Origin of the sequence: Steroidobacter sp., from assembly GCF_016790065.1 — a bacterium.
In the GTDB taxonomy this organism is placed as follows: domain Bacteria; phylum Pseudomonadota; class Gammaproteobacteria; order Steroidobacterales; family Steroidobacteraceae; genus Steroidobacter.
This window is the reverse complement of sequence record NZ_JAEUPY010000512.1, coordinates 1-12182: the sequence shown is the minus strand read 5'-3', so window position 1 is coordinate 12182 and position 12182 is coordinate 1. Positions and strand designations below refer to the sequence as shown.

Genomic DNA, 12182 nt, shown 5'->3' with positions numbered 1-12182 from the left:
GGTGATGGTGTAGGAAAACGCATAGTGGCCTTCATCCGGTTTGGACTGCTCGCCCACGTAATTGGCGCTCACGTCGACGCGAATCTTGTGGAGTGCGTCGGCAGTAGCGGTGGCGGTGCGACCTTTGGGAGGCGTGGATTCTGTCATAACCGAATGACTGGCTTGGGCCGGCTCGATTCTAGCAGCCTCCCAGCGGCCGTGACCGGGTTAGTGCAGCCGGACCGCCAGCACGTCGCACGGCGCGGCGTGCAGGATGGTGTCTTCGGTAAAGTTGAGCAGAATCGCAAGGCCGTGGCGCTCGCGGCTACCGAGCACGATCAGGTCGCTTTTCAGGCGTTGCGCGGTCCGGATGATCTCGGTCTTGATGCCGCCGGTCTCCACCAACTGTCGGCTGTTCGACAGCGACAGCTTCTGCGCTAGTTCGACCAGGCGCACCTTGGCGCGCTCCACCAGCTCGCCCTCGATCTGCACCGTCGGCAGCAGGGCTTCGCCCATGGGCTCTACTGGTACGTACTCGACCACGTGCAACAGCGTGATTTCGGAACCGTAGCAAGCCTGAATGGCTTTGGCGCGTTCACCGATGATCTGGCTGTCGTCCGACAGATCGACCACCAGCAGAATGTTTTTGTAGTCGGCCATTGCAGTCCCCTCCACGCGTCCGCCGAAGCCGGCGAGGCCGAGTATAGGACGATCGTTGCGCCGGGTCAGACTGGATCTTGGGCGGCAGCGGAGGGCTTGGCGGTCAGGCGGGCGGCCAGCGCGACGAATTGCGCCGGGGTCAGCACTTCAGCACGCAACCCCGGGTCGATGCCCGCGGCGACGATGTCGTCGGTGTCCAGCAACGCTTTCAGCGAATTGCGCAGGGTCTTGCGTCGCTGGGAAAAAGCCGCGGCGACCACCGTGGCGAAATGGCGTGGCTCGCCGATTTCCAGCGGCGTTTCCCGAGGAACGAGCCGGAACACGGTCGACACCACCTTCGGCGGCGGCTTGAACGCGCCGGGGCCGATGTCGAACAGCGGTTCCACTCGCACCCATGGGGCCAGCATCACGGTGAGTCGGCCGTAGTGCTCCGAGCCCGGCGCGGCGGCCATGCGGTCCACGACCTCTTTTTGCAGCATGAAGTGCATGTCGTGAATGCGCTCGCGCAGTCCGATCAGGTGAAACAGCAGCGGCGTGGAAATGTTGTAGGGCAGATTGCCGACCAGGCGCAGCCGTTCGCCCTCATATATATGAGCGAACGAGAACTCCAGCACGTCGGCCGAATGGATGTGCAGCCGAGGGTCGTCGCCGGTGATTTCGCGCAGGTGGCGAATGGCGTCGCGGTCGATCTCCACCGCATGCAATTCGTTCAGGCGTGCCAGCAGCGGTAGCGTGAGCGCGCCGAGGCCCGGCCCGATCTCGACCATTCGATCCTGCGGTTGGGGCGCGATGGCGGCGACGATGCGGCCGATCACGCCCGGGTCATGCAGGAAGTGCTGGCCGAATCGTTTGCGTGGTTGGTGCATGAATCATTCGCAGAGCCATCTGCATCGCCGCCACCAGGCTGCTGGCGTCGGCCTGGCCGGAGCCGGCCAGCGACAAAGCAGTGCCATGGTCGACGGAGGTGCGCACGATGGGTAAGCCAAGGGTGATGTTCACGACGTCGCCGAAACCAGCGTACTTGATCACCGGCAAGCCTTGATCGTGAAACATTGCGAGCACGGCGTCGGCCTGCTCGAGCATGTGAGGAGTGAATGCCGTGTCCGCCGGTGCCGGACCGATGAGATGCAAACCTTCGCTGCGCAATCGTTCCAGCGTCGGCGCGATCACTTCGATTTCTTCGCGGCCGAGATGCCCCGATTCGCCGGCATGCGGATTCAAGCCGCACACCAGAATGCGAGGCGTAGCAATGTCGAAGTGCTTGCGCAGATCGTGATCGATGATGCGAATGACGCGGGTCAATGTTTCAGCGGTGATTGCAGCGCTGACTTCCAACAACGGCAGATGCGTCGTGGCGAGCGCGACCCGCAGCTCGTCGGTGGCGAGCATCATCACTGGATAAGAGCCGCCAGTGCGTTCGGCGAGATACTCGGTGTGTCCGGAGAAGGGCACGCCCGCGTCATTGATGACGCTCTTCTGTACTGGTGCCGTCACCATCGCGTCGAACTCACCGGACAAGCAGCCTTGAGCGGCGGCGTCGAGCGTGCTCAGCACGTAACGCGCGTTCGCGGTGTTGAGCACTCCAGGCTGCACTGGTGCCGCTACAGGGACGTGCAGCACTCGCAAGGAGCCGCGTTGATGAATCGGCAGCTTGGTGCTGTTGACGTACGTGGTGAGTTGGATGTCCAACCGCAGCTGCTGGGCTCGCTGCTTCAGCAGCTCGATGTCGCCAGCGATGACGACATCACAAGGCCAGTCGCGCTCGGCGATGGCGAGACAAAGATCCGGCCCGATGCCCGCAGGTTCACCGGAGGTGACGATGAGCCGCGGGGATCGTGTCACATCCTGTATTCCACGAACGCTTCGTCGCGCAGGCGACGCAGCCACAGTTCGGTTTCTTCTTCGGCCTTGGCTTCGCGCAACTCGGCGAAGGCGCGTTGACGACGGATGTCTTCGGTCGAGTCGTGTTTACGACGACCGAGCAGCTGCACGATGTGCCAGCCGTACTGAGTCTTGAACGGCTTGGAGATTTCGTTTTCACCCAAGGCGTCGATTTGTTTCTCGAACTCGGGCACGAAACTGCCCGGACCGGCCCAGCCCAGGTCACCGCCGTCCGCGGCCGAGCCCGGATCCTGCGAAGTGACCGCGGCGATGGCGGCGAAGTCTTCCTTGCCGTCCACCACGCGGGCGCGAATGCCGTTGAGTTTCTGCTCGACGGTCTGGTCGTCTTCGAGATCGTTGGTACGCAGCAGGATGTGACGAGCATGTACTTGCGCCACCACCGACTGCTGCACGCCGCCGCGCACTTCATTCAAGCGGAACAAATGAAAACCGCTGGGCGTGCGAATCGGCTTGGAGGTTTCGCCCGGCTTCATCTTGGGAATGTTCTCAGCCAGGATCGAGGGCAGCTGCGAACCACGACGCCAGCCGAGCGAGCCGCCTTCGATGTTGGTGCTGCTGTCCGAATACGTCACCGCGAGCTGCGCGAAATCATCGCCGCCCGTGGCTTTGTCGAACACTTCCTGGGCGCGCTTCTCGCGAGCTTCGATCTGTTCGGGCGATGCGCTCACCGGCACGGAAACCAGAATGTGCGAAACGTTGTATTCGGCATTCCGGTCCGGCGCGTTCAGCTGCCGGTTCATGAATTGGTCCAGCTCGCGCGGCGACACGTTGATACGTGCGATCACGTCGCGCTGACGCAGCAGCTGCAGCGTCATCTGGCGACGGATCTCGTCGCGGAAGGTGCGGTAGTCGATGCCTTGCTGTTGCAAGGCCTGGGGCAGATCGGCAAAGCCGATGTTGTTGCGCTTGGCCACGTCGTCCAAGGCGCCGTTCAGCATTTCGTCGGACACCTGAATGCCCAACTTGCCGGCGCGCTGCATCTGGATTTCTTCCACCACCAGGCGCTCGAGGATCTGCTGGCGCAGTACGTTACGCGGCGGCAGTTCGGTGTTTTGCTGACGCAGGCGCTGGGTGATTTCTTCGGTCTGTTCATCCAGCTGCGAATTCAGCACCACGCCGTCGTTGACGATGGCGGCGATCCGGTCGAGCAGCGTGCCGCTGCCGGACAGTTCTCGCGTCTGGGCCAGGGCGCCGGTGGCGGTGGCCAGCAGGCTCAACCCGAGCAGGCAGCCACGCAACGCGCTAGAGACTTTCTGAGTAGGGCGAAACAGTTTCATGCGTAACCAGGGTGAGCCCCAAGGGCTTGACTAGGGTGCGGTCGGTGGCCACCCCCACTGGGTGGTGGCGAGGCCTTATTTATCCTCGGGAGGCTCGACGGAGTATCCCCGAATCGACCGCTCCAGAAAAGTATTCGCACCCACTCCGACATTGGACAGGCCGTTAAGTTCGAGCTGGAACAGCACGCTGGTGTCCAGGTCGCCGGTGCGGTCGCTCACATAACGCCGGGCCACCACGCGAAACCGCCAGCAGCAGGAGCGGTATTCCAGGCCCGCAAACTGGTCGATCACGCCTTTCTCGTCGCGCCGGGTCACGGTGTCCGAGGGCAGCGTCGGGTCCAGCGGGGCGCTGTTGTCGATGGCATCGCCTTCCAGCGAATACACCATGCGGGCGTACAGGCTCCAGTCGCGGCTGACCGGCCAGGCCACTGAGCCGTCCACTTGCTCCAACCGGTCGCGGCGGAAGCGATACCCCAGGTTCATGACGCGGTCGAAATTGGGCCGGTATTGCAGCTGGATCTGGCCGCGCTCCGAACGCGTCTCCCCCGGATCCCACTGGATGCCGCCGCGGATGTTCCAATTGCCGTAAGCACGCAGATCGAGCTCGGCAATGATGTCCGAACTCTCCGGATCTTCCACGTCTTCGCCGGGCAAGGTGACGCGCGGGCGGTCGAAGTAATACGCCTGGCCGACGGTGGCGGCGATGTATTGCTCGCCGGTGTGCGCATCCAGCCAGCGGGAGGTGAAGCCGATGGCCAGTTGGTTGGCATCGCCGAGCCGGTCCGCACCCACATAGCGGTTGGTGCGGAACAGTTGCACCAGATTCAGATCGGCGCGCTCGGTGTCGAACACCGGCAAGTCGTCCTGATTGCGATAAGGAACATACAAATACATGAAGCGCGGTTCGATGGTGCTCAGGCGTTGCTTGCGCGAGCCGAACAGCCGCTCGAACACCATGCCGCCATCGACACTCAACACCGGCGCCGAGCGCGAGAACGTATCGTCCCGATCGTCCAGATCGCTGCCGTCCTGGTGCAACTTGTAACGGGTGTAGCGCCAGCTCGCGGCCGGCTCGATGTACACGCCGGCGCCTCGCAGCGGCATGCGGATCTCGGGGGAGAAGTCGCTGCGCCAGCCGGTGCTCAAGCCGTCGACGTTGTGCTGGAAGTTGGCCAGCTCCATGTCCATGCCATAGCTCAGGCCGAACGGCTGATCCGGAAAGTTGGCGCGTACTGCCAGCTGCGGCAGCATGGTGTACGGACGATCCGCCGGCGCAATCGGCAGCCGATTCTCGGTGGCGAAGTCGATGGTCTGGAAGTTCTGTGCGTGCAGGATGGCCAGCCAGCGATCGTCCAGATAAGTGAGGCTGGCGGAGCGGTTCAGGTACGTGATCGAGGTGCCTTCGGGCCCGAGGCCGAAGTCTTCGAACCATTCGTCGTCGCTGGCGTTGGACGCATCGATGTTGAGCCGCAGCCGGCGCGTGAAGTCGGATTGATCGACGAAGCGCACCAGGCTGCGCTCGGCGCCGAACTCGCGATCGTCCGGCAGGTACTGCACTTCCAGCTGGCCTTTGCCCACCGGATTCAGATAACGAAACTCGGTGTCCAGCTTCGGGCCGCGCTTGCTGAAGTAAGTCGGTGTGAAAGTCGCGTCGTAGTTCGGCGCGATGTTCCAGTACCACGGCACCGACAGCGAATAACCGCTGCGCGACGATGTGCCTATGGTCGGGAACAGAAAGCCGGACTTGCGCTGATTGCCCACCGGAAAGGAAATGAACGGCGTGTACAACAGCGGAATGCCCTTGAAGTCCAGGCGCACGCCGCGGCCGATGCCCAAGCCGATGGCCTGACTGATGTCGATGTCCGAGGCGGTCAGCATCCAGTCTTCGTTGCCGAGCGGGCAGGTGGTGTAGCGCACTTTGTCGAGCGACAGCGTGCCCTCGGTACTCGCCCGGATACGATCGGCGGAGCCGCGCGCATTACGATCCGGCAGCTCGAATTCGGCGTGTTCGAAGACGGCACCGCCTTTACGATCGATTTGCGCCCCTTCGCCTCGCACCTTGACCGTGCCGTCGCTGTACTCGACGCCCTGATCGACGCTGAAGCTTTCGTCCTGCTGGTTGTAGGTGGCGTCGCGAGTTTCGATGCGACGTTCGCCCTGACGGATTTCGACTTTGCCGGTGAGCTTCAGCTCGCCATCGCGGATGCCTTCGACGCCGTCGGATTCGAACTCGATGTCCTCGGGCAGCTCGGCGACCGGCTTGGGTGGGCGACGCTGGCTGGCTGCCACCGCCGCTTCGGTGTTCGGCGCCGGACACTTGGGAGCTTGCTGAACTTCTTGTTCGGGCGAGGCTTCGGCCGTGGACTCTGCAGTCTTTGCAGGGTCGGCGGCCGGCTCGGCCGCGTAAGCTGTGCCCGAGAGCGACGCTGCGGCCAGCACTGCGGCGATTGCAAGTGAGAGGGTTGTTAGGGGTGTCGCAGTTCGTTGCATCGGGGGGCGATTATAATGAGCGTCGTTCGCCGCTGGCCGTCTATTTAAAAAATCTGGAGCAGCAATCCGCGTGTCGTCACTTTCACACGATGGTCATCCGTCTCGCGACCTGCGCCTCGAGCAGCTCGAACACTGGCTCGCCGGTTTGTTCGGAGCGCGCGACTTCGCGGTGACCCCGGCGTCGGCCGATGCCAGCTTCCGTCGCTATTTCCGTGTTTCGCGCCAGGGCCAAACCTGGATTGCGATGGATGCGCCGCCGGGCAAAGAGGACATGGGTCCTTATATCCGTGTCTCCGGCATGTTGGTCGAGGTCGGCGTCAACGCTCCCAAGGTGCTGCAGCGGGACCAAGCCCAGGGCTTTTTGCTGAACACGGACCTGGGCTCGCGGACCTATCTTGCCGATCTGGACGCGGGTGCCGATGCCGAGCGCCTGTATCGCGATGCCATTGAGGCATTGGTCGCTATCCAAGCCGGAGCCGGCGAGCATGCCAAGCAGTTGCCGGCCTATGACGACGCCCTGCTGCGTCGTGAGATGGGGCTGTTTCCTGAATGGTTCTGTAACAAGCATCTCGGCCTGCAGCTCAGCGACGCCGAAGTGGCGGGGCTGGCCTCGACCTTCGACACGCTGGTGGCCGAGGCCTTGCAACAGCCGCGAGTGTTCGTTCATCGCGACTATCACTCGCGCAATCTGATGGTCACCGACGGGGTGAGTCATGACAAAGGCGGGCATGGTGCCAACCCTGGCATTCTGGATTTTCAGGATGCGGTGCTCGGGCCGGTAACTTACGACCTGGTGTCCCTGTTCCGCGACTCCTATGTGGAATGGCCGCTCGAACGCGTGCACGCCTGGATCAAACATTTTCGCGATACCGCTCAGCGCAGCGGCGTCGATGTGGGCAGCAACCCGGCGCAGTTCCAGCGTTGGTTCGATTTGATGGGTGTGCAACGGCAGTTGAAGGTGCTGGGCATCTTCGCGCGGCTGTATCACCGTGATGGCAAATCCGGTTACTTGAAGGATCTGCCGCGCACGCTGAGTTATGTCCGCCAGGTCATCAAGAACTACGGCGATCTGGAATTCCTGACGACCTTCATCGAACAGCGCATCGTGCCTGCGATGGCAAAGCTGTAGGACCACCTCATGCGCGCGATGATTTTGGCGGCGGGGCGCGGCGAGCGCATGCGACCGCTCACTGACCACACGCCCAAGCCGCTGCTGCAGGTCGCGGGCAAGCCGATGATCCAGTATCACATCGAGGCGCTAGCGGCTGCGGGTGTTCGAGAGATCGTCATCAATCTCGCGTGGCTGGGACAGAAGATTCGCGCCGCGCTCGGCGACGGCTCGCAGCTCGGCGTGCGCATCGAGTACAGCGACGAAGGTGACTCGGCGTTGGAGACCGGCGGCGGTGTGTTCCAAGCATTGCCCTTGTTGGCCGGCCCGTCGGGCAGCGATCGATTCATCGTGGTGAGCGGCGATGTGTTTACCGAGTACCCACTCGGCGACGCCGTGAAAAAACTTGCTGCCGCGGATGTGGCGCACTTCGTGGTCGTTCCCAATCCCGACTTTCATACGCGCGGTGATTTCGGTCTCGCCGGCAATCGACTCACTGACAGCGGCGAACGTTACACGTACGCCAACATTGGCGTGTTCGATCCTGAGTTCTTCATCGGCTGCAAGCCTGGACGTTTTCCGCTCGCGCCATTGATGTTCGACTGGATTCGTCAAGGGCGCGTGAGCGGAGAGTTGTATCGCGGCGTGTGGCACAACGTCGGCACGCCTCAACAGTTACAACAGATCGATCAGGAAGCGTCGGCCCAACGTCGCAGCAGATTGTGATACACGCCGGTGAGCTGCACTAACGCCGGATGACCTTTCACATCCGCGCCCAGACGTTGGATGGCCAGATCCAGATCCAATAATAAAGTGCGCTGACCGTCGTCGCGCACCATGCTCTGAATCCAGAAGAACGATGCGATTCGCGCGCCACGCGTGACCGGCTGCACTCGATGCAAACTGGTGGACGGGTAGAGCACCAAATCGCCCGCCGGCAGCTTCACGCTGTGCGAGCCGTAAGTGTCGTCGATCATCAATTCGCCGCCGTCATATTCCGACGGCGCGGCTAGAAACAAAGTCGCTGAGATGTCGGTGCGCACCCAAGTCTTGGCATTGGGGGCGGCGGTGCGCACTTGTCTGACGGCGTTGTCGACATGATTGCCGAACGATTGACCGCCGCTGTAGCGATTGAACAGCGGCGGAAAGATTTTCAGCGGCAGCGCGCCGGCCAGGAACAGCGGATTGCGATCCAACGCCGACAGGATCATTTGCCCGAGCTCACGCGCTACCGGAGAGTGCTCCGGTAGCTGCCCGTTGTCTTTCGCCGTCGCCGATTGATGGCCGGCGGTTACACGACCGTCCACCCAGTCGGCGGCCTCGAGCTGCCGCCGACAGTCGGCGACTTGCTCGCCGGTTAGAACGTTGGGGACGTGTAACAGCACGGTGATTAGAAGCTCAAGAACGCTGTCAGTTGCGCCGAGCGACCCGCGCCGGGGATGTAATGTCCGCCGCCGAAGCGGTCGACATATTCCTCATCGCCGACGTTCAGTACGTTGAGTCGCAGCGACAACTTGTCGTTGACGGTGTAGCTGGCCATCAAGTCCACCAGTGTGACGCCATCGACCACCAACTCACCGAGTGTCGCGCTACGCGAGCGGACCATGTCGTCGATGTACTGCACGCCCAGGCCGATGGTTAAACCGAACGGCAAGACATAAGTCGTCCACGCATTGGCCGCGACTTCGGGAACCAGCGGTAACTCTTGTCCCTGATCGAGCGCGTTCAACGACAGCTTGTACTCGGTGTCGAGGAAGCTCGCGCCCGCGAATACCGACCACGCATCGCTGATCGCACCCGACGCCGACAGCTCGACACCTTTGATGTGCTGCTCGCCGTCGAGAATGAACGGATCAGTGTTGAGATTGCGTGTGCGTACATTGGTCTTCTCGGTGCGGAACACGGCGGCGTTCAACGCGAGCCGCCGCTCCAGCAGCTCCCACTTCACGCCCGCTTCGAGATTGGAGCTTTCTTCGGGCGGCAGGTTGACGTTGTTCGCCTGAGTGGGCGAGCTGCTCAAACCTGAGCCGGTGGTGCCGGCGTCGACGGTCGGATCGAAGCCGGTGCCGTACGCCACATATAGCGTGCCGGCTTCCACGGGTTTGAACGTCACTGCGCCTTGATAGGTGATCTCAGCGTCGGAGCGGGACAGCGATTCGGTTACGGCTCGCGTGGTGAAGTTGCGCAACTCGTAGTCGACATCGACGTCGTCGCGCCGTAGCCCGGCGGTGATCGCCCACTGTTCGCTGAGCTTGACGGTGTCGACGAAGTACAGCGCGATGCTCTTGATCTCGGTCTGCGACGGATTGCCGCTGTTGATGGGCATCGGACCGAGCGGCAGCGCATTCGGATCGGGATGGAAGAAGTCTGCGATGGTCGGTTGATTAGTCGTCTGCGCGCTGTTGCGGCTCTTGGTGGTTTCGCGCGTGAGTTCCAATCCGGTCACGACAGTATGTCGAATCGCGCCGGTCGCAAATTCGATGTTCACATCGGTGAGGTTGGTGAGGTTCTCGCTCTGCATATCGCGACGTTGCAGTTGCCGATTTGGCGGACGCGGGGCCGTGATAGCGGAGGAGCGCTCGCTATCCAAGTAGCGCAACACGTTGCGCGCGGTGATCGCATCGTTGAAGTCGTGTTCGAGTTGCAGCGTGCCGCTCTTGGTCTCGATGTCTTCGAAGTCGTAGTTCTTCAAGCCGTAGAAGTTGCTTTGATCGACTGCTGGCATTGCGTGGTACGCGCCAGTTGGATAGGTGACGCCCGCTTGCGTGGTCGAGCCCCACGGCAAACCGTAGTCGGGCACGTTGTCTTCATCGACATAAAGCGCGCTGGCGGTGAAGCGTGTCGACGTGCCGAGGCCCAGCGCGAACGAGGGCGCGATGCCCCAGCGCTGGTTCTCGACCACATCGCGATTCGACACCTCGGCGTCGTGATACATCGCGTTCAAGCGGAACGCCATGCTGTCGCCCAAGCCGAGATTCAGGTCGCTGGTGACCCGTTTGTAATCGTCGCTGCCGTAGCCGAGCGAATAATCCTGCGTGTCGCTTTGATGCGGGGTCTTGGTCACTTGATTGATGGCACCGGTGGTGGCGCTACGGCCCGCCATCGTGCCGGTGGGCCCCTTGATCACTTCGACCTGCTGCAAGTTGAACGAGTCGCGCGTGTAACTGCCGACATCGCGGACACCGTCGACGAACAAGCTGTTGCGCGCACTGGTGCCGCGCATGGAAAAGTTTTGATCGCCCGGCAAACCGCCACCGCCTTCGCCGGCCTGGAAGGTGATGCCCGGCGAATTACGTAACACGTCGCGCAGCGTGGTCGCCGCGCGCTCGCGGATCACCGCTTGGGGAATCACCTGAATGGTCTGCGGGGTGTCCAGCAGCGCCTGGGAATATTTAGGCGACGACGCGACCTCGGTCTTGAGCGCGTCCTCGGCCGCTTGCACCGAAATTTTCGGCAGCTCTGGAGGCTTGGTGTCGGCGGCCTGCAGCGGCACGGCCGCGGTCTGCAGTATCGAGAAGATGGCGGCCGCGACGGTGGCACGGCGCGGATTTAACAAATCGGACAGTGAATCATGCATGGCCAGAGATCTCCCTTACGGTGGAATGGGACGGTCTGGCTGGCGGACACCGGAAAAAATAGGGTGTTGGCTGGCGTTTTGTTATGCAGGCGACTTTAGGTGAGAAGGCTTCTCATTTGCAACCAAGCAACGCCCAGGGCATCATCGCGTCGCTGTTCCCCGTGTTAGATGAAGTGCGCGAGAAGGTTTGCCCGTGTTCGCAGAAGATAGTTCGCGACGTCTGTGCGTCGCTGGGACGATTGCCGCCGTACATGCGGCCGGAATCTATGTGGCGCTGACGTTCGCGCCGCAGATTCGGCAGGCTGTTGCGCAAGTGCCGCTGGTAGTAACGTTCATCTCGCAGCCTGAACCTACGCCGCAACGGCCACTGCCGCAGGTCGCCGTGGTAACGCCGCAACCGATATTGCAGGTGCCCGACTTGCCGCTGATCGATATCGTCAATGAAGCGCCGCCGAGTCAGCGCGCCATCACCATGCCGATAGCAGCGCCACCGCCGCCCGCTGCGCAAGCCGCCGATCGAAGCACGCCCAAGCTGGTCTCGACGGTCGAATATGTCAGAGAGCCAGCGCCACGGTATCCACCTCAATCGCGACGGCTGCGAGAGCAGGGATTGGTGGTGTTACGAGTGGTGATCGATGAACGCGGCTCGGCCAGCAGTATCGAAATAGAAACGTCCAGCGGTCACACGCGACTGGACGATGCCGCGCGCGACGCAGTGTCACGTGCAGCCTTTCGCCCCTACGTGGAAGACGGCGAAGCGCGCCGCGCACTGGTGCTGATACCCATCGAATTCGCTTTAAATCGCGGCTCGGCCTAACTATTCGTCAGTGCCGCTGTCTCTAAATGGTGTCGCCCCACAGGCGCCTTGGCACGGCCGGCTCGTTCAGCGGTCGGTGGAACTATCGACTACGGTAATCGTTGCCCTAGGACCGCGGGTGACGCGACGTTAGCTTGCACGGTACTGCTGCATCGCCATTGCAGGCCAGCACATCAATGGTGCGCAAGGGGATTTGGCGTCGCGTTTCTTATCAGCAAAGTTAGTTTACAAGTAGGTAGATTCTGTTTCGGAGTGCTTGCCTTCCTCGCAGAAACTTTATACCTTGCGCGGCGTTTCTGCGGTCTGTAGGACAGCGCGTCAATACGGAATTTACGGACTTATTCCGGGCTATCTCGATAGCAAGCCGCGCGC

General features: G+C 62.0%; 10 protein-coding genes. 3 read left to right on the top strand and 7 right to left on the bottom strand.

The window, feature by feature from the left end; genetic code table 11:
- Positions 1–207 precede the first annotated feature (207 nt).
- From JNL55_RS21375 to JNL55_RS21355, 5 genes are all read right to left on the bottom strand, one after another.
- Complete coding sequence (locus JNL55_RS21375) at positions 208–639, bottom strand: universal stress protein (RefSeq protein ID WP_293858582.1); 432 nt, start codon at positions 637–639, stop codon at positions 208–210.
- A 65-nt stretch (positions 640–704) separates the two neighbouring features.
- The gene (gene rsmA / locus JNL55_RS21370; RefSeq protein WP_293858579.1) at positions 705–1505 is read right to left on the bottom strand and encodes a 16S rRNA (adenine(1518)-N(6)/adenine(1519)-N(6))-dimethyltransferase RsmA; all 801 of its coding nucleotides are present in this window, start codon (positions 1503–1505) and stop codon (positions 705–707) included.
- Complete coding sequence (pdxA, locus tag JNL55_RS21365; RefSeq protein ID WP_293858576.1) at positions 1462–2481, bottom strand: 4-hydroxythreonine-4-phosphate dehydrogenase PdxA; 1020 nt, start codon at positions 2479–2481, stop codon at positions 1462–1464. The genes rsmA and pdxA overlap by 44 nt, the downstream gene beginning before the upstream one ends.
- Positions 2478–3818 carry a peptidylprolyl isomerase gene (locus JNL55_RS21360; protein WP_293858573.1) on the bottom strand — a complete coding sequence of 447 codons (1341 nt, stop codon included), beginning with the start codon at positions 3816–3818 and terminating at the stop codon, positions 2478–2480. Before JNL55_RS21360 ends, pdxA begins: the two co-directional genes overlap by 4 nt.
- A gap of 75 nt (positions 3819–3893) precedes the next feature.
- Positions 3894–6257, bottom strand: a complete 2364-nt coding sequence (locus tag JNL55_RS21355; RefSeq protein ID WP_293858570.1) for an LPS-assembly protein LptD — start codon at positions 6255–6257, stop codon at positions 3894–3896.
- Between the two features lie 121 nt (positions 6258–6378).
- Here JNL55_RS21355 and JNL55_RS21350 point away from each other — a divergent pair, with 121 nt between their 5' ends.
- Both JNL55_RS21350 and murU read left to right on the top strand, forming a co-directional pair.
- Positions 6379–7437 (top strand): aminoglycoside phosphotransferase family protein, encoded by a 1059-nt coding sequence (locus JNL55_RS21350; protein ID WP_293858566.1) that lies wholly within the window; start codon positions 6379–6381, stop codon positions 7435–7437.
- Between the two features lie 9 nt (positions 7438–7446).
- Positions 7447–8142: an N-acetylmuramate alpha-1-phosphate uridylyltransferase MurU gene (murU, locus tag JNL55_RS21345; protein ID WP_293858563.1), complete on the top strand. Its 696-nt coding sequence runs from the start codon at positions 7447–7449 to the stop codon at positions 8140–8142.
- On the opposite strand, the gene JNL55_RS21340 is transcribed toward murU, so the two are convergent.
- Positions 8106–8801 (bottom strand): Fe2+-dependent dioxygenase, encoded by a 696-nt coding sequence (locus JNL55_RS21340; RefSeq protein WP_293858560.1) that lies wholly within the window; start codon positions 8799–8801, stop codon positions 8106–8108. The genes murU and JNL55_RS21340 overlap by 37 nt on opposite strands.
- 5 nt (positions 8802–8806) lie before the next feature.
- Positions 8807–10993, bottom strand: coding sequence for a TonB-dependent receptor (locus JNL55_RS21335; protein ID WP_293858557.1), 2187 nt, complete (start codon positions 10991–10993; stop codon positions 8807–8809).
- Positions 10994–11186: 193 nt separating this feature from the next.
- Here JNL55_RS21335 and JNL55_RS21330 point away from each other — a divergent pair, with 193 nt between their 5' ends.
- Positions 11187–11810, top strand: a complete 624-nt coding sequence (locus JNL55_RS21330; protein ID WP_293858555.1) for an energy transducer TonB — start codon at positions 11187–11189, stop codon at positions 11808–11810.
- The last annotated feature ends 372 nt before the right edge of the window (positions 11811–12182 follow it).

Coding starts and splice junctions, on each gene's coding strand:
- JNL55_RS21375 (WP_293858582.1), bottom strand. CDS start 639: ATGGCCGACTACAAAAACATTCTGCTGGTGGTCGATCTGTCGGACGAC.
- rsmA (WP_293858579.1), bottom strand. CDS start 1,505: ATGCACCAACCACGCAAACGATTCGGCCAGCACTTCCTGCATGACCCG.
- JNL55_RS21335 (WP_293858557.1), bottom strand. CDS start 10,993: ATGCATGATTCACTGTCCGATTTGTTAAATCCGCGCCGTGCCACCGTC.
- JNL55_RS21360 (WP_293858573.1), bottom strand. CDS start 3,818: ATGAAACTGTTTCGCCCTACTCAGAAAGTCTCTAGCGCGTTGCGTGGC.
- murU (WP_293858563.1), top strand. CDS start 7,447: ATGCGCGCGATGATTTTGGCGGCGGGGCGCGGCGAGCGCATGCGACCG.